This is a genomic window from Nocardia cerradoensis NBRC 101014, assembly GCF_000308535.1.
In the GTDB taxonomy this organism is placed as follows: Bacteria; Actinomycetota; Actinomycetes; order Mycobacteriales; family Mycobacteriaceae; genus Nocardia; species Nocardia cerradoensis.
In genome coordinates, this window is record NZ_BAFW01000353.1 from 1 (window position 1) to 15,065 (window position 15,065).

The 15,065-nt window shown below is 69.6% G+C and carries 20 protein-coding genes, 1 pseudogene and 1 riboswitch; of the genes and pseudogenes, 10 read left to right on the forward strand and 11 right to left on the reverse strand.

Annotation, left to right across the window (positions count from 1 at the left end; translation table 11 throughout):
* Positions 1-54: 54 nt before the first annotated feature.
* Positions 55-1,050: a TauD/TfdA dioxygenase family protein gene (locus ON23_RS29955; RefSeq protein ID WP_083904328.1), complete on the reverse strand. Its 996-nt coding sequence runs from the start codon at positions 1,048-1,050 to the stop codon at positions 55-57.
* Between the two features lie 100 nt (positions 1,051-1,150).
* A complete protein-coding gene (locus tag ON23_RS29960; RefSeq protein WP_039782494.1) occupies positions 1,151-1,822 on the reverse strand; it encodes a TetR/AcrR family transcriptional regulator in 672 nt (223 codons plus the stop codon).
* Between the two features lie 209 nt (positions 1,823-2,031).
* Here ON23_RS29960 and ON23_RS29965 point away from each other — a divergent pair, with 209 nt between their 5' ends.
* Entirely contained in the window at positions 2,032-2,631 is a 600-nt protein-coding gene (locus ON23_RS29965) for a hypothetical protein (protein ID WP_143860090.1), read from the forward strand.
* A gap of 6 nt (positions 2,632-2,637) precedes the next feature.
* Here ON23_RS29965 and ON23_RS29970 read toward each other — a convergent pair whose 3' ends face one another.
* The gene (locus ON23_RS29970) at positions 2,638-3,399 is read right to left on the reverse strand and encodes a 1-acyl-sn-glycerol-3-phosphate acyltransferase (protein ID WP_051043566.1); all 762 of its coding nucleotides are present in this window, start codon (positions 3,397-3,399) and stop codon (positions 2,638-2,640) included.
* A gap of 170 nt (positions 3,400-3,569) precedes the next feature.
* On the opposite strand from ON23_RS29970, the gene ON23_RS29975 reads away from it, so the two are divergent.
* Positions 3,570-3,950, forward strand: coding sequence for a DUF488 domain-containing protein (locus ON23_RS29975; RefSeq protein ID WP_039782495.1), 381 nt, complete (start codon positions 3,570-3,572; stop codon positions 3,948-3,950).
* Positions 3,951-3,980: 30 nt separating this feature from the next.
* Here the strand turns inward: ON23_RS29975 and ON23_RS29980 are convergent, their stop codons facing one another.
* The 3 genes from ON23_RS29980 to ON23_RS29990 are packed head-to-tail and all read right to left on the reverse strand — an operon-like array spanning position 3,981 to position 5,623.
* The gene (locus ON23_RS29980) at positions 3,981-4,538 is read right to left on the reverse strand and encodes a histidine phosphatase family protein (RefSeq protein ID WP_039782496.1); all 558 of its coding nucleotides are present in this window, start codon (positions 4,536-4,538) and stop codon (positions 3,981-3,983) included.
* Positions 4,535-5,386, reverse strand: coding sequence for a CbtA family protein (locus ON23_RS29985; protein WP_039782497.1), 852 nt, complete (start codon positions 5,384-5,386; stop codon positions 4,535-4,537). Before ON23_RS29985 ends, ON23_RS29980 begins: the two co-directional genes overlap by 4 nt.
* Before the next feature lie 21 nt (positions 5,387-5,407).
* On the reverse strand, positions 5,408-5,623 hold the full coding sequence (locus ON23_RS29990; RefSeq protein WP_036510848.1) for a CbtB domain-containing protein: 216 nt from the start codon (positions 5,621-5,623) through the stop codon (positions 5,408-5,410).
* Between the two features lie 36 nt (positions 5,624-5,659).
* A riboswitch (cobalamin riboswitch) is annotated at positions 5,660-5,800 on the reverse strand.
* Between the two features lie 125 nt (positions 5,801-5,925).
* Here ON23_RS29990 and ligD point away from each other — a divergent pair.
* Together ligD and ON23_RS39625 are read left to right on the forward strand one after the other, a co-directional pair.
* Positions 5,926-6,870, forward strand: coding sequence for a non-homologous end-joining DNA ligase (gene ligD, locus ON23_RS29995; protein ID WP_039782498.1), 945 nt, complete (start codon positions 5,926-5,928; stop codon positions 6,868-6,870).
* A gap of 23 nt (positions 6,871-6,893) precedes the next feature.
* Positions 6,894-7,016: a hypothetical protein gene (locus ON23_RS39625; RefSeq protein ID WP_275941940.1), complete on the forward strand. Its 123-nt coding sequence runs from the start codon at positions 6,894-6,896 to the stop codon at positions 7,014-7,016.
* Between the two features lie 77 nt (positions 7,017-7,093).
* Here ON23_RS39625 and ON23_RS30000 read toward each other — a convergent pair whose 3' ends face one another.
* Both ON23_RS30000 and ON23_RS30005 read right to left on the reverse strand, forming a co-directional pair.
* Positions 7,094-8,173, reverse strand: a complete 1,080-nt coding sequence (locus ON23_RS30000) for an NAD-dependent epimerase/dehydratase family protein (RefSeq protein ID WP_039782510.1) — start codon at positions 8,171-8,173, stop codon at positions 7,094-7,096.
* A 5-nt stretch (positions 8,174-8,178) separates the two neighbouring features.
* The gene (locus tag ON23_RS30005) at positions 8,179-9,531 is read right to left on the reverse strand and encodes a cytochrome P450 (RefSeq protein WP_039782512.1); all 1,353 of its coding nucleotides are present in this window, start codon (positions 9,529-9,531) and stop codon (positions 8,179-8,181) included.
* A gap of 236 nt (positions 9,532-9,767) precedes the next feature.
* On the opposite strand from ON23_RS30005, the gene ON23_RS30010 reads away from it, so the two are divergent.
* Positions 9,768-10,118, forward strand: a complete 351-nt coding sequence (locus tag ON23_RS30010) for a hypothetical protein (protein WP_039782499.1) — start codon at positions 9,768-9,770, stop codon at positions 10,116-10,118.
* A 93-nt stretch (positions 10,119-10,211) separates the two neighbouring features.
* Positions 10,212-10,703: a Dps family protein gene (locus ON23_RS30015; RefSeq protein ID WP_039782500.1), complete on the forward strand. Its 492-nt coding sequence runs from the start codon at positions 10,212-10,214 to the stop codon at positions 10,701-10,703.
* Between the two features lie 72 nt (positions 10,704-10,775).
* Here ON23_RS30015 and ON23_RS30020 read toward each other — a convergent pair whose 3' ends face one another.
* Positions 10,776-11,555: an SDR family NAD(P)-dependent oxidoreductase gene (locus ON23_RS30020; protein ID WP_039782501.1), complete on the reverse strand. Its 780-nt coding sequence runs from the start codon at positions 11,553-11,555 to the stop codon at positions 10,776-10,778.
* A 139-nt stretch (positions 11,556-11,694) separates the two neighbouring features.
* On the opposite strand from ON23_RS30020, the pseudogene ON23_RS37230 reads away from it, so the two are divergent.
* From ON23_RS37230 to ON23_RS30025, 3 genes and pseudogenes are all read left to right on the forward strand, one after another.
* A pseudogene (locus ON23_RS37230) lies at positions 11,695-11,833 on the forward strand (manganese catalase family protein); the annotation flags it as partial.
* Positions 11,834-11,884: 51 nt separating this feature from the next.
* Positions 11,885-12,040, forward strand: a complete 156-nt coding sequence (locus tag ON23_RS38210) for a hypothetical protein (RefSeq protein ID WP_157170329.1) — start codon at positions 11,885-11,887, stop codon at positions 12,038-12,040.
* Between the two features lie 109 nt (positions 12,041-12,149).
* The gene (locus tag ON23_RS30025; RefSeq protein WP_039782502.1) at positions 12,150-12,380 is read left to right on the forward strand and encodes a DUF6480 family protein; all 231 of its coding nucleotides are present in this window, start codon (positions 12,150-12,152) and stop codon (positions 12,378-12,380) included.
* Positions 12,381-12,988: 608 nt separating this feature from the next.
* Here the strand turns inward: ON23_RS30025 and ON23_RS30030 are convergent.
* On the reverse strand, positions 12,989-13,195 hold the full coding sequence (locus ON23_RS30030; RefSeq protein ID WP_039782503.1) for a hypothetical protein: 207 nt from the start codon (positions 13,193-13,195) through the stop codon (positions 12,989-12,991).
* A gap of 19 nt (positions 13,196-13,214) precedes the next feature.
* Positions 13,215-14,285: an Rv2629 family ribosome hibernation factor gene (locus tag ON23_RS30035; protein WP_039782504.1), complete on the reverse strand. Its 1,071-nt coding sequence runs from the start codon at positions 14,283-14,285 to the stop codon at positions 13,215-13,217.
* A gap of 113 nt (positions 14,286-14,398) precedes the next feature.
* On the opposite strand from ON23_RS30035, the gene ON23_RS30040 reads away from it, so the two are divergent.
* Positions 14,399-15,065, forward strand: a 667-nt coding sequence (locus ON23_RS30040) for a YbdK family carboxylate-amine ligase (RefSeq protein ID WP_039782506.1), incomplete at its 3' end; no start/stop codon positions are given.

Here is a 15,065-nt window from a genome sequence, read left to right on the forward strand (position 1 = left end):
GCCCTCTGCCGGCACCTGTCCGCGCGCCGCCACGGGGCGCAGGTTGGTCAAAGACTAAATGACAGTACGGCTCCGGTTCCGCACGCCGCGCGGTTCACGCCGCGCCGGGCAGTGGCTTTCATGCCGCCCGCGGCAGCGACTGGGGCGGGAATAGGCCGCGGCGTCACCGGAGATCACCGTACTCGGGCGGCCGTCGACGCCCACGGGTACGGCACCGGCCAGCGTGATGCGGGTGAGCCGGCGGTGTTCGGTGCCGTCGTAGTCGTCGATCGCGTAGTGCTGGGTGGCGTGGTTGTCCCAGATCGCCACATCGCCGGGCGCCCAATCCCAGCGGGTGGTGTGCTCGAGCCGGGTGACGCGATCCTGGAACAGGCGGAAGAGCGCCCGCGATTCGGCGGTGGACAGGCCGACGATCTCCTTGACGAAGCAGCCCAGCAGCAGCGCGCGTTCCCCGGTCTCCGGATGGACGTGTACCACCGGATGTTCGGTCTCGAAGTATCGGGACTCGAATTCGGTTCGGTACGAACGGGTTCCGGCGTCGGGCCGGTCGTCGGCCTCGGCGGCGTAGTCGTAGCGGTTGGTGTGGCGGGCGCGCAGATTCTCGGCCAGCACGCGCAGCGGTTGCGGCAGCGAGTCGTAGGCGGCCACGGTGGAGGCCCAGGTGGTGGATCCGCCGTAGGAGGGCAGGGACACCGCGCGCAGGATCGAGGTTTTCGGCACGCGGTCGACGAAGGTGACGTCGGTGTGCCAGACGTTGGAGCGGCCGTGCTGGGAATCGATGGCCAGACTCTTCACCCCCGCGGAGGTGAGTGTCGGATGCGGGGTGGTGGGCGTGCCGAGCAGTTGCGCGAATTCGTACTGCCCGTCCTCGGTGAGGTGGTCCTGGCCGCGGAAGAAGATCACCTTGTGCCGGTGCAGGGCGGCGCGGATCGTGGCGACGGTGTCGGTGTCCAGCGAGCCGCCGAGGCGAACTCCCTCGATCCGGGCGCCGATGTGGTTACCCAGCCGGACCACTCGCACCGCGGTATCGGTTGCCTCGTCGACGGACATCGCACGACCTCTCTTCCGGCCTGTCGGACGTGCGGTAGGTAACCACCCGCCGGCCGGGTCCGGCCAGCGTTACGGTCACCGGGATCGAAATCCGGTGGTCTCAGGCCCGGCCGCGGGCCTCGAGTTTGCGTTCCAGCCCGGAGATCACGAGGTCGACGTCGAATTCGAACTGCTCGCCGACCCGCCCGGTGCTCTCGCGCGTGGTCGCCACCTGCCGCAGGAGTGGAAACTCTTCTCCCACTTCCGAATTCAGTGTCCGCGCGACGTGTTCGGCCTGCAGGTCCACATGGCCCCGGGTCGCCTCCGCGGACTCGCGCGCCGCCGAGTACGCGATATCGGCGAGCAGCCGCAGCGTGCGCCCGGCCTCCATCGGCTCGAATCCGGCGGAGACCAGCGATTGGAAGATCCGCTCGATCTCGGCCAGCGTCGACAGTCCGCCTCGGCCGCGGAATCGCACATGGTAGATCAGCACCCCGACCTGGGTGAGGGCTTCGGCGACCGCGACGGCGAACAGGTGCAGCAGTTGCCGCCAGTCACCGTCGGCGGGCAGGGCGAGGCGGCGGATCTCGGTTTCGAAGGCGTCGAGTGCGACCAGTTCGAGTAATCCGTCGCGGTCGCTGACGTAGTAGTTCAGCGATTTGCGATCCACGCCCAGCGCGTCGGCGACCGCCTTCATGGTGAGTGTTTCCGGCGGCAGCGCGCGTGCGGCGGCGACGATGCGGTCGCGGCTCAGCCGGGGTGGCCGCCCGCGCCCGCGCCGCGATGTCTGCACGATCCCTGCTCCGGACCCGGTTGTATTCCCGCCGCTCACTCTCTCAGGCTACGGATGCCGTCGGTGGGTCCGGCCAACACGCCCGGTGGATGGGGGCGAGTTTGGCCAATATTTTCTCCCGCTGGGGGAAAATAAACTAGTCTCTGCTCGGGCGATGTGGGCCGTCCGACGGGGAAGGCAGTGGTGGTTGTGATCGGAACGGAAGTGCTATGTCTGCTGTGTCGCACCGGTATCCAACGAACGCCCACGCGGCGGAAACTCCGCGCGAATGCGCCGTCGCCGAATCCGGCCGGCGCTCGCTGCGATATCAGCTGGTCGTGATCGCGGACAATCCGGTCGAGGTCGTCTCGCGCGCCGGCGGGTGGCTGTTCGACCGCGCCGTGGCCGGCTGGGAGGTCACCGTCGCGGTCGATTCACCCGGCGATATCCGGCCACTGACCATCCTCGGGCTGGGCGTGCTCGACCTCGGCTGTGTGCTGCGCTGCCGGCGGCAGGTGCCCATACCGCACGCCTTCGCCGTCGCCGGGGATCTGTCCGCACTGGGCGAACCGGCGCGCGAATGGGCCCGCCGGTATATCGGCAGCGCGCGCACCGACGTCCGGTTCTGGGGCGAAACGGATTGCGGCGAAACATCTTTCGCGCAGGCCTCACCGACGGCGTACGTGCCGAGCCGGGCGGCGCGAGCCTTCAAGGCCTACGCCCTGGAGGCCGTGGGCATGCGGCCACCGGACTGTGATGTCGAATCCTTCCGCACGGTGGTCGGTGCGGTGGCCGCCGGGTCGGGTGTGCGCACGCTGCCCGCCGGCTGACGCGCGTTACCGGACGGCCGCGATCGCCCCGTCGAGGGCGCGCTGCATCCGGGTGCCGACGACCCGGGTGATCTGGGCCGGCCGCTCCGGGAAATCCGGCAGCGGCTCGTCGAGGTAGAACGTGGCGCGGCCGCCGGGGCCGTAGGTCAGGCCGAGGAAGACGAAAACCGGTGCCGCCCCGGCATTCCGGGCGCGCGCGGCGATGTGGCCGATGCCGGTGCCGATGGTCTGCACCCGGGACGGATCGGTCTCGTTGCAGGTGCCCTCCGGGAACAGGGCGAGGTCGTCACCGTCGACCATGCGTCCGACGCAGACGTCCATCAACTGCTGCCCGGCGGCGTAGGCGGCGCGCGCGCCGTGATCCTTGCCGCGGAACACCGGGATGGCGCCCATGACGTCGATGCGCGAGCGCTGTCCCGGCTCGGTGAACAGTTCGTCCTTGGCCAGCACCCGGATGTGGCCGATCCGCGGCCGGAACACGCTGCGCCAGGCGAAGGCGGCGACGGTGCGCGGATCTTCCACGCTCACATGGTTGATCGCGATGATCATGCGCCGGTTGTCGCGAATCAGCTGCCGGATCGCCGCGCGGGCGCCCTCGGCATAGTGGACCGCGGGGCGTTTGCGATAGGCGGTGATCGCGTAGAACAGGCGCGCGCGGGTGCGGGGCGCCCGGTGGGTGCGGTAGTACTCGTAGACGGCGTCGCGATTGTCGAATTCGACCGACGGGGGTAGGGCTACGGGATCGGCGGTCGAGATCGGGGCGTTCATTCAACCTACGCTACCGTAACCTACGGCTACGTAGGTAGGGGCCGCGAACCCGTTCTCGCCGAGCGGGGCGAATGCGGCCGCGCGCGTGATTACCCTCGGATGCGGGAAGGGGACCGGCCATCCCGCGTCGTGGGTGCCGGGCGAGACGGCCGACCGAAGGGAGCAGCGCGATGGCGAGTACACGACCGCGAGTCCAGGTCCGGCGGATCTACGACGACCCCGATCCCGACGACGGGATGCGAGTGCTGGTCGATCGCCTCTGGCCGCGCGGGATGAGCAAGGAGAACGCTCACCTCGACGAATGGTGCAAAACGATCGCGCCCTCCACCGAACTGCGCACCTGGTACGCCCACGACCCCGCCAAATTCGACGAATTCGGTCGCCGCTACCGGGAGGAACTGCACGATCCGGAACGCGCCGCCGACCTGGACCATCTGCGCGAACTCGCCGGGCGCGGCATGCTCACGCTGCTGTCGGCCAGCAAGCGGATCGACATCAGCGAGGCAGCGGTGCTCGCCGACCTGGTCGAGAAGAAATCGGCGCCGCACTGAGGTGGACCCGCGTGGCCGGGCCGCACGATCTCACAGCGGATTCGCGGTGTGCCGCACGGTCCAGGCCGGGCCGCGACTGTGCAGTGTGGTGGCGCTGAGCGGCGGAACGTCGATGCGCCAGAACGATTCCGGCGGTGCGGCGAGGGCGAGCAGAACGCTCGCGCGCACGACGGCGGGATGGGTGATCGCGACGATGCGGCATCGGTCCGCGACCACCGTGTCGAGCCAGTCGCGTACCCGGTCGAGCAGGTCGGTGATCGCCTCACCGCCGTGGCCGCGGTAGCCGGGATCCGTCATCCAGGACATGAGGTCGGCCGGGTCGAGGGCGTCCATCGGCCTGCCCGCCCAGACGCCGCAGTCGAGGTCGCCCAGGGCGGGTTCGGTGGTCGCGCACAGGGCCAGCAGGGTGGCGGTCGCGCTCGCCCGCAGCTCCGGGGCGGCCAGCACCCGGTCGGCCCGCGGCGCCGCCGGAGAGGCGGCGCCGCGGGGTAGCTCGTCGATCGGTTCGTCGACCGGGAAGCGAGCCGACCGCATCGCTGCGGTCATGCCGTGGCTGATCAGCGTGAGCCGGGTGATGGCCGCGCTCATACCGCCGCTGCCGGCGCGGCGGCGGAGTCGTCCGCGCGCCGGAACAGCCGCGGCGCCAGTGTCGCGAAACCCACACCGATGACCGACCACAGAATGACCTGTGCGGCAAGGGAATAGAAGCGGAAGTAGTACAGATCGTCGGCGGGGAAGCCCGGATAGACGATCCGGCCGCTCGAATCGGTGAGCGGCAGCGGTGTTTCGGTAGCCGCGTCGCCCAGGGCCCGGTTGGCGGCCAGATGCCCGAGTGAGGGCAGCAGCGACGCGATCGCGGTCACCACGACGACGAAGGCCAGGCCCGCGGCGATGGTCGCCGTCCAATTACCCAGGCGCGCTTGCAGTCTGCGGCCCAGCCACACGGCGCCCACCGCACAGGTCGCGGCGATCACCACCATCAGCAGATACAGGCCGGTGCGTTGCCCGATCGTGTCGGGGTTGCCGATCGAGGGCGGATTGGCCGGATACTTGAAGAACGGCACGGCGTACAGCACGCCGAACATGCCACCCGCCACGCACAGCGCGAGATTGCGCGGGCTCAGCGCTCCGACGCGGCCCACGAACAGGCAGTACACGACCGCGAACAGCGCACCCATCGCGGCGCCGAACACGATCATGCCGAAGCCGACGCCGATGGTCGCCTGCACCGACCGGGTGAACAGTTCGCCCTCTTCCATGCCGGCCATCGGGTGACCGGCGGCCTGCTCGAGTGTCGTGTGCGCCCCGTCGCGCCCGCCCTCGTAGGCGATGGCGCGATCGATGATCGGTTCGGCCAGAATACGGGCGAACACGAAGGCCGGCAGCCCGCCGATGGCGCCGACCAGCACGCCGCGGGCGATGATTCGTTTTTCCATTGTGGGGGCTCGATCCTGCGGTCAGTGGCAGGGGTAACCGAGGAAATGCCGTGCGTCGTGGACGAATTCGTGCACGTGCATATCGTCGCCGAAGATCGAGACCGCACCCTGATCGATACCGATGAAGTAGAGGGCGAGCAGAGCCAGGACGGTGGTGCCGCCCAGCCACAGGGCCGTCGTCGGAATGGAGAGTCGCATCGACTCCAGGCCGGACCGGGGAACATAGGACGTCGCCATGTGACTCTCCTCCGGGGATTGCGCGTCCCCGCTCGATGGTGGTTACCACGCGATCCGAGTATCTGACTCGCTTTCCGCCCGGCGGAAGGCTCACAGTGGCGCGACCGTCCCGGATTTTCACCGGGTTCCTCGAATCGTCGCTCACACAACCATACGAAATTGCGGTTCGGCCGGTCAATCAGGTGGTTGCGAGATCGGGTCGTGACCGAAATACCAGCGGCGTCATCGCTGTAAGAGGAGTATTTCAGGGTAGTAACCAAAAAATAGCCATTGTCGAAGGGTTTGTCGAAGGGTGGGCGCTCATGAGCGGATTGCCGCGCTATGCGGCGATGCTGGCGACGGCCGGCGCTCTGCCCGCCGACAGTGCGGCCTGGGCGTACGAGGTGAAATTCGACGGTATCCGCGCGATCGGATACGTCGACCGGGACTTGCGGCTGATCTCGCGCAACGGCAACGACGTGACCGCGGCCTGGCCGGAACTCGCCGACCTCGCCCCGGCGGCGCCGCCGATCGTCGTCGACGGCGAAATCGTCGCCTTCGCCGCGGACGGGCGGACCTCCTTCAGCGCACTGCAACCGCGCATGCACCAGCGCAATCCGGCCATGATCCGCGCACTCACCCGCTCGATCCCGGCCACCTACCTCATCTTCGACCTGCTGCACATCGGCGACCGGTCGCTGATCGATCTGCCCTACGAGCAACGCCGCCGATTGCTGGAACAACTCGGCCTGCGCGGACCGAACTGGCGCATCCCGCCCCGGCTGACCGGCACCGGCGCCGACGTCCTCGCCGAATCGGCGCGGCTGGGACTCGAGGGCATCGTGTGCAAGCGGCTGGACAGCCCGTACCTGCCCGGCCGGCGCAGTCCGCTGTGGACGAAGGTCAAGAACGTCAACGATCAGGAGATCGTCATCGTCGGGTGGCGGCCCGGCGCGGGCCGGCGCGCGGGACGCATCGGCTCACTGCTCATGGGCGTGCACGACGAGACCGGCGAATTGGTCTACATCGGCAATGTGGGCACCGGCTTCACCCAGGCCATGCTCGACGATCTGCAGGCCAGGCTGCGGCCGCTGCGGCGGCAGACCCCCACGGTCGCGGCGCCGGTGAAGGACGCGATCTGGGTGGAACCCGAACTGGTGGGCGAGGTGTCGTTCACAGAGCGGACCGGGGACGGGCGCTTGCGTCACCCGTCCTGGCGCGGATTGCGGCCGGACAAGACGCCGGACGAGGTCAACGCTCCCGGATAGCACGGCGCCGACGACGATCCGGCGTGGTTCGATCTCCCGTCGGTCCGGATTACATGGGCATCATCGGGAACATCATGTTCCACATGTCGCGCAGCATCGCCATCATCTGCATGCACATCGTCGATCACCTCCTACCTGTGGTGTGAATCCCCCACAGGTCCCACGCGGTGGCGAAACGCGTGGTTCAGCGTGTGGCCGGGGCGCCCGGGGCGGCCCGGGACACTCACAGGTCCGCGCCCCAACGGTCGACCGGGTCGCTGCCACCGACGCCGGAGGCGAACTCCCGCACCCGCAGCCGCCCACCGGCGTCGGACGCCAACGGCGGTGTGGCGCCGCCGGATCCGTGACTCATACCGGTCAGGACCTCGCGCAGGGCGGAGACGGCGTCGACGCGCGGTGCCCAGCCGAGATCGCGCCTGGCGCGGGTGGTGTCCATGATCGGCAGCCGCATCATCGCGTCGAACAGTTCGGGCGGGGCGGGCACCAGGCGCAAGCGCCAGCCGACGGCCAATGCGGCGCGCACGGCCCCGGGCGGCACCGAAACCGTTGGCGCGTCGAACAATGCGCCGAGTTTCGCGCGATCGATCACCGGGTCGGCGGCCAGGTTGAACGCGCCGTGCACGCTCGGGTCGACGACGGCGAGACCGTAGGCGCTGCCGATATCGTCGGCGTGCACCGCCTGCAGTCGCAGACCCGCAGGCACGGGCAGCACCGGGATCAGGGGAGGGCGCAGCACGCTGCCGGGCACCAGCGGGCCCGCGAACAGGCGGCGCTGCTGGCTGGCGGAGGCCTCCTGAAAAGTGAAGGCGGGGCGCATCCGCACCACCCGCCGATCCGGATGTTCGTTCTCGAACAGGTCGAGCAATCGCTCGACGTAGGCCTTCTCACGCATGTACCCGGCCGGCGGCCAGCCTTCGGTGGGCCAGTCCTCGCCGACCGGATCATCGTGGTGCACAGGGGAATACGCTCCGACCGACGACGCGTACACCAGCGACGGGACGCCGGCCTGCGCGACCGCGCGCAAGACCCGTTCGGTTCCCTGAACGTTCGCGCGCCAGGTTTCGAGGGGGCGATGCGTCGGCTGGAACACCCACGCCAGATGGACCACCACATCGGCGCCGCGGAATTCGGTGAGCAGATCGTCGCAGCGCATATCGGCGCGCGCCCACCGCACCCCCTCGGCCGGCTGCCGCGGCAGCCGCCGGGCCAGTCCGACGATCGCGTCGATCTCCGGTCGCCGGGCCAGTGCGGACACGACCGCGGTGCCGACGTTCCCGGTGGCTCCGACCACGACCACACGCACGACCGTCACCTCCCCGCCGACGAGGGCGACTGGGCCGCTTGGAGTGCGCGCGCCCGCGCGGTGAAGTCGATGCGGAAGTTGTCGAAGGTGATCGGCAGCGCCGCCCCGGGGATGGGCCGCGGGTGCGAGCGCAGCTCCAGATCCAGTTCGTCGATCAGATGCGCCAGCAGGCTCGTGGTGAGAAACAGGACCAGATCGCGACCGGGACACCGGGCCGGACCGGCGCTGAACGGCACCAGCTGCGGGTACCGCTCGGCGCGTCCGTCGAGCCAGATATCGGGTTCGAAGGCGTGCGCGAACGGCAGAGTGTCGGCGTCGCGGTGGAAGGCCGGTACCGGGATGAGCAGGGCCGCGCCCGCCGCCACGGTGAAACGGTCGTCGCCGCGGCCCCATTCGGTGTCCTCGGTGGTGTCGCGCAATATCGCCGGGGTGGTCGGCCACAGCCGCACCGACTCCAGGACGCAGGCACGCAGATACGGCCGTGGCATGGCGCGCTCGGGCTCCTGCGCGTCCAGCCGTGCGCGGGCGAGCTGCTCGGGGTGGGTGGAAAGCACGGCGAGGGCGCGGATGGTCGCCATGCCGGCGGCGTCGAACGCGAACAGCCAATGCGGGATCTGCCCGACCGGATCGACCGCGCCCGGGGCCGGCAGTTGCGTCAATGCGCCTGCGAGACTGTCGGTTTCGGCGGTCTGCACGTAATCGTAGAGTTGCTCGTAGAAGCGCTCGCGCAGCCGTCGATGCGGCCGCGCGAAGTACGACCAGTTGCCCGCCGCGCGCAGCCGCCACAGCCGATTGGTGATCGAGTCGTCCTCACGGGCGCGGCGGCCGAGCACGATCCGGCGCACCAGCCGCCACCAATCGGTGGTGAAGTGCGCCGCGTCCAGCCCGCCGCGCTGGATCGCGGTGCGGATCTGCTCGCGGGCGGCATCGGCGACCAACCCGGCGAACGGATCGGCCAGATGGTGCAGCGGCCGGTCGGTGTCGAGCGCCTGTTCGTTCAGGCGGCGGCGCTGGTCGCGGGCGGCGCCCTCGGAGATGAGCACTCCGTGCGGCTGGAAGGTGCGCAGCGCGGCGATCTTCTCCCGATTGGCGGGATGGAACGGACTCGGCGCGCCGTCGAGTATCCGCGGGATGTCGGCGGGATCCAGTGGCACCAGCACCCGTCGCCCCGGCAGCACCAGTTCGACCGGCCCGCTGCCGAATTCACGCCGTAGCCGGTGCATCCGGTGGACCGCGCGGTCGTCGGCGCCGAGCCGTTCCAGCACCGCCATCATGCCGCGGCGCCGGGCGATCACCCCGGCGGCGACCGATGCCAGGCCCAGATCGGCCAAGGCCGCCGCGGCGCGCGGTCCGGTCAGCCGGTGGGCGGCTCGGCCGGGGGCCGGCGTGGGGCGGGCAGGATCGGCTGGGCTGCGCGAATCGGTGTCGCCGTGCGGATCGGGTTCGCGGTGCACATCGGCCTCCTTTGGTCCTCAGCGACCGCCTACCCGGGAGGGATCGGGCGAAACGAGCGTCCGGGTCTCGATCGAATATTCGCGGAGAGGCCGGGTAGTGCCTGGGTGACGAGCGCACGACGACCGGGCCGGAGGTGACGATGGCACGCGAGGTCAATCCCCGCTGGAGTGACCCGCCGAGTTTCCGGCGGGCCGTGCGGTACGCGGTCGGTGTGCTGGTGGTGGCGGCGGTCGTCGCCGGGGTGGCGCTGGGCTGGGCGGCCTCGCGGGAGCAGTGCGCGAACGCCGACCACGTGGCCTGCGATACCGCCTCGCGGCTGGCCGTCGGTCTGGTGCCCGGAATCGTGTTGTTACTGGGCGGCATCGGCGCGTTCGTCATCACCGTGCGGCAGTGGCGCGGCGGGCGGCCGTGGCCGGTATGGCAGGGCGCGGGCTGGTTCCTGTTCGCGGTGATGGTGGTGTATCTGGCGATGGCGATGGCCGCCGGCTGAACCGTGCCGCTCGTTTGGAGTCGCCGACAGCGGGTAGGTCGTGCAGGCAAGCAGTCGCCTAGGTGATGACTGTCAGCGAGGAAGGAGACCATCGTGGCCAAGACCTCCACGACCACCGATCCGATCGCGACGGTGCTGGAGCCGGAACAGCAACGGATCGCCGGTGACGCGCTGTGCGCCACCGTCGTCGATCTGATCGATCTGAGCCTGATCGGCAAGCAGGCGCACTGGAACGTGATCGGCCCCCGTTTCCGCACCGTGCATCTGGCGTTGGACGAACTGGTCGAGACCGCGCGCGGCTTCACCGACGCGGCGGCCGAGCGGGCCACCGCCATCGGCGTCAGCCCGGACGGGCGTGCCCGCACGGTCGCGGAGAGTTCCAGCGCCGAATCGTTCCCCTCGGGGTGGCAGCAGGACGGTGACGTGATCGCGGCGATCGTCGCGTCCCTGGCCGCGGTCGTGCGCCGGCTGCGTGAGCGGATCGATGCCTCGGAGAAGGCCGATCCGGTCACCCAGGATCTGCTCATCGATATCGCTGCCCGGTTGGAGCAACTGCATTGGATGTGGCAGGCCCAGGCCGCGTAACGCGCGCACTGCGCCGATATCCGATTCCGGCGGCGGCCGTCCCGGCCGCCGCCGGTTGCTCTGTGCCCACGATCAGCGGCCCGAGATGACCTGTCCCGCTTTGGCTTTCAGCGCGTCGGGAACGATCCGGCCGACCAGGCCCATCACCTTCGTGGGCAGCGAAGCGGCGACGACCTTCTGCTCGCCCGCCAGCAGCGCGTCGACCCCCTGGCGGGCCACCTCGGCGGGATCGTCCTTCGGGCCGCGGCCGATGCGGGTGTCCAGCATCTTGGCGCGCCGGAAGAAGTCGGTGTCGGTGGGACCCGGCATCAATGCCGTGACGGTGATGCCCTTGTCGCGCAATTCCTGCCGCAGCGCCTCGGCGAACGACTGCACGAACGACTTCGACGCGTGGTACACGGCCTGCTCGGGGCCGGGGATCATGGCCGCGATCGACGAGGTGAACAGCAACCGGCCCGAGCCACGCGCGGCCATATCGGCGACCACCGGTTTCGCCAGGCGCACGGTCGAGCGCACGTTGAGGTCGATCACCGCGAGTTCGTCGTCGAGGTCGGTCGACAGGAAATCGCCGCCGCGCCCGATGCCGGCGTTGAAGGCCACCGCATCGAGCGCGCGGCCGTCCTCGGTGGCCGTGGCATACAGCTGCTCCGGCCCGTTGGCGCTGTGCAGGTCGATGCGCAGCGGCCGCACGCGCGCACCGGAACGGCGCAGCGATTCGGCGGCCACGTCGATGGCGGCGTCCTCGGCGGCGATGACCACGTCGTAACCGCGTTCGGCGAACTGTCTGGCGAGCTCGAACCCGATACCGCTGGACGCGCCGGTCACCAGTGCCAGGGGAGGTGTGTCGGTCATACCTCCCGCCTACCCGGACGGTGCGCACACATACCTGCGCGCAGGAATCGCGGCAGTTCGTCCGCGGGTGTGCGTTTCCGCTCGAGGCGCCGGGGTAGCCGCCGCACATCTGTGTCCGACGACATGATTCGAGGCCTGTCAGGCCTTCGTCCTGCGGCGCAAACACCCCAAGACCTACGAGCTGTTCATGGATATCGCGACCGAGGAATTCAGTCACCTCGAAATCGTGGGATCGATGATCACGATGCTGCTCGACGGGCTCAACGACGATGTGAAACGACTCCAGCCGAGGGCCGTGGAACGAGGGGCAGGGGCCGTGGCCACAGGGGATGAGCTGGGATTACGTGGAAGATCCGCATCCGAGCACCCCCTCCAACCCCGCGACCTTGAAGTCCGCGGGCCTGCTGGCCGCCGTGCTGGACAAGGTGCGTGGTTTCGTGAGCGGCCGCCGGGCACACCAGCCGCCGACTCCGCCACCGGCATAGGTTTTGCCCGTTTTCCCGCACCGGCGTGGTTGTCCCCGCCGGTGCGGGGTAGGGCTGCAGTGAGAGCCGACGACGAGGGGGCACGATCGCCCCGGACAGGACGCCGAACATGTCTGCAATGGATCCGGACCCGGCCAAGACTCCGGACCTGGAACCCGGTGGTGGCGTACCTCCCGGTTCCACCCCGCCGGATACCGCACAGACCTCGGGTCTCTCGGCGCCGGAGCCGAGCACCCGTCATCATTTCCCGGTGAGCGGGGCGTTGCTCATCGTCATCGTCGCGGCGATCGTGGTGGTGTTCGTCGTCGTCGCGATCGCGCTGATCGTCTCGCTGGCCTGAGCGTCCGCACCGCTCCGCCTTGACCGAAACTATATCCAGCTCAGTCGAATTCGCGGTTTTCCCGCCCGTCGGCGCGGGTACTCGCGCTGATATCGCAATGGCGCGGGCCGGTGGGAGGTCGCGAGATGTCTGTCGATTACACGGGTTACGACGACCCGGTGACTCCTGAGCCCGATGACCGCCCCGGCCGCGAGCGGATCGTGGACCTCGCGCGCGGCGGCCGATGCGGGGCGGCCGGATGCCGTGAACGCGGCTGTCGACCGTATGCGACCCATCGGCCGACGCATGCGGCGCCACCCGGTTCGGGTGGAATGACGTCTCGAAAGATATTCTGGCACAACATCATCGGAAAAATCGGCCGGCACCGGCCGTAAAGCCGGTGCCGGCCGCACGGCAGTCGGCCGGTCGTGCTGGGACTACCGCCCCGTCCGGAGAGACGATTCATCGTATGCCTCGCACCGGCGCACTCCGTTGTGCGGGACCGAATTGCGGGTATCCGTCGCCGTTGACGAATAGGGCGCTACGTCGAATCGTTCTCGGTACCGGAGAGATACCCCGCCTGCTCGACCGTAACCGGCGCGGAATCGCCGACCGCGAATCGGATGCGATCAGTCGACCTCGCCGGTCCGGTCGTGTTCGGCGCCCTCCGGCGTCGTCGTTCGCGGGGGTGTCAGTTGCGGGTCGTCATCGGCGGGGGGTTCGGGATCCCGCCACTCCTCGGCGCGGCTGGAACGGTTGCCGCGCAGCGTGCCCTGGAGTTCGTGCCGTAGTTGATCGTCCTCGCGCGCACCGTGTTTGGTGTTTCCTCGGTCCATCGTCCTCTCCTTTCGCGGATCAGCGGTGCCGGAGCAGGGCAGCGACACCGTCGGTCGGAGCCGGATCCCGATCGATGGTCACGATGTCGGCTCCCGCCGCGAGCGCGGCCAGCGGCAGCGCCTCGTCGGCGCGGCGTACGACACCGCGGCCCGAGGGCAGATCCGACGCCTGCACCGCGGTCGGATCCTGGCCCACGTGCACGGCCCGGTCGCCGATGACGGCCGGGTCGATCAGCAGGGTCTCGACATTGCGTTCGGTGAGCGCCGCGGCGACACCGGGCAAGCCCTGCACGGCGAGTTCGTGCGCGCGGCGTTGCTCGAATTCGCCGAGCACGTCGCGAACTCGGGTGCGCGCCAGGTCCTGCAGCACTTCGCCGACCCGCCGGTCGAGATCGGCCCGGTCCTCGCTCGTATGCCGGGTGAAGCCGTCGATCTGCACGACCCGGCGGTGATGCGAGGCCAGCGCGCCGACCAGCGCGGTGCGCGCACTGATCTCACCGGCCACCACGATCAGGCCCGCGCCGGCCTCGTCGGCCAGGCGCACCACCTCCTCCGCGGTGGCATCGATGGTCCGGCGCACCGTCTCTTCGACCCGGCTCTGCATCGAGCGATGCGCCCACCCGCCACCGTGCGCCTTGTGCACCGGATGCTGCGCGCCCTCGGTCCGGTGATCGGTGCGGTGACCGTCGCCGTCGACCGTGTACAGATCGGCGCCGCGATCGTCGACCACCGCGACCACGTGGGCCATGGCCGGCGAGCGCAACTGCAGCAACGGCAGCAGATACGGCATCGACGAGAGCCGGACCGTGGTGCGAGCGGGCGGTTCCGGCAGCGCCTCGGTGAGCAGGACGCCGTCGGCATCGGCGATGACGGCCTGCCCCGCACGCCCCGGCGGCGGATCGGACAGCCCTCGCTCCACAGCGTCGAGAACGGCCCTGTCCGCGCCGTCCCCGTCCAGCGCCTCCCGCACGGCACGGCTGCGCAGTCGTTGCTGGTGCGCGGCGTCCTCGGTATCGCTGACGGTCTCGATGTAGACCGAGGCGAAAGGTCCCGGATGCTCGGTCAACTCGCGTAGTCCGGAAATGGTCACATGCGGCGGCTACCCGCACCCGGCGAGTGAAACCTCGATCCGCGCCGGAATGCGTTTGCCGTTCCGGTCGCCGGGCATCACCGAGCCATGGACTGTGCCGGGCGGGTGAGCCGATGGATGCCGCCGATGTGACGTTCGGGGTCGAGGAGGAATTCCTGCTGGTCGATCCGGTCTCCGGAGCGCCGGTCCCGAAGAATTGCGAGGTCGCGCGGTCGGCGGGCGACGCCGGGATCGATCTGCAGCTGGAACTGACCAGCTGTCAGGTGGAGACCAGCAGCTCGGTGCACACGCGAGTGGACGAGCTGTTGCGGGAACTGCGGCAGTTGCGCGGCGCCGTCGTCCGCGCCGCGGCCGACAACACCGCCCGGCTGCTCGCCACCGGGGTGCCGCCGACGGTGCCCGACGCCTATCCGGTCACCGATACGCCGCGCTATCGCCGTATCGAGGAGCATTTCGGCATGCTCGCGCACGAACAGGGGCTGTGTGGCTGCCACGTCCACGTCTCGGTGGACGATCCGGAGACCGCGGTGCAGATCAGCAATCATCTGCGGCCGTGGTTGCCGGTACTCCTTTCGCTCACGGCCAATTCCGCGGTCTACCGCGGAACCGACACCGGCTACGCGAGTTGGCGCAACGTGTTGTGGCGGCGCTGGCCCAGTGCCGGCCCGCCACCGTATTTCCAGTCCTGCGCCGACTACGACGCCGCCGTCGACATGATGCTGACCTGCGGCAGCATCCTCGACACCGGCATGGTCTATTGGGATATCCGCCGCTCCATGC

What these genes read in the sequence shown, in the direction of transcription:
- ON23_RS29955 (WP_083904328.1), bottom strand. Translation starts at nt 1,050, where the DNA reads ATGTCCGTCGACGAGGCAACCGATACCGCGGTGCGAGTGGTCCGGCTG.
- ON23_RS29965 (WP_143860090.1), top strand. Translation starts at nt 2,032, where the DNA reads ATGTCTGCTGTGTCGCACCGGTATCCAACGAACGCCCACGCGGCGGAA.
- ON23_RS29970 (WP_051043566.1), bottom strand. Translation starts at nt 3,399, where the DNA reads ATGAACGCCCCGATCTCGACCGCCGATCCCGTAGCCCTACCCCCGTCG.
- ON23_RS29975 (WP_039782495.1), top strand. Translation starts at nt 3,570, where the DNA reads ATGGCGAGTACACGACCGCGAGTCCAGGTCCGGCGGATCTACGACGAC.
- ON23_RS29980 (WP_039782496.1), bottom strand. Translation starts at nt 4,538, where the DNA reads ATGAGCGCGGCCATCACCCGGCTCACGCTGATCAGCCACGGCATGACC.
- ON23_RS29985 (WP_039782497.1), bottom strand. Translation starts at nt 5,386, where the DNA reads ATGGAAAAACGAATCATCGCCCGCGGCGTGCTGGTCGGCGCCATCGGC.
- ON23_RS29990 (WP_036510848.1), bottom strand. Translation starts at nt 5,623, where the DNA reads ATGGCGACGTCCTATGTTCCCCGGTCCGGCCTGGAGTCGATGCGACTC.
- ligD (WP_039782498.1), top strand. Translation starts at nt 5,926, where the DNA reads ATGAGCGGATTGCCGCGCTATGCGGCGATGCTGGCGACGGCCGGCGCT.
- ON23_RS30010 (WP_039782499.1), top strand. Translation starts at nt 9,768, where the DNA reads ATGGCACGCGAGGTCAATCCCCGCTGGAGTGACCCGCCGAGTTTCCGG.
- ON23_RS30020 (WP_039782501.1), bottom strand. Translation starts at nt 11,555, where the DNA reads ATGACCGACACACCTCCCCTGGCACTGGTGACCGGCGCGTCCAGCGGT.
- ON23_RS38210 (WP_157170329.1), top strand. Translation starts at nt 11,885, where the DNA reads ATGAGCTGGGATTACGTGGAAGATCCGCATCCGAGCACCCCCTCCAAC.
- ON23_RS30025 (WP_039782502.1), top strand. Translation starts at nt 12,150, where the DNA reads ATGTCTGCAATGGATCCGGACCCGGCCAAGACTCCGGACCTGGAACCC.
- ON23_RS30030 (WP_039782503.1), bottom strand. Translation starts at nt 13,195, where the DNA reads ATGGACCGAGGAAACACCAAACACGGTGCGCGCGAGGACGATCAACTA.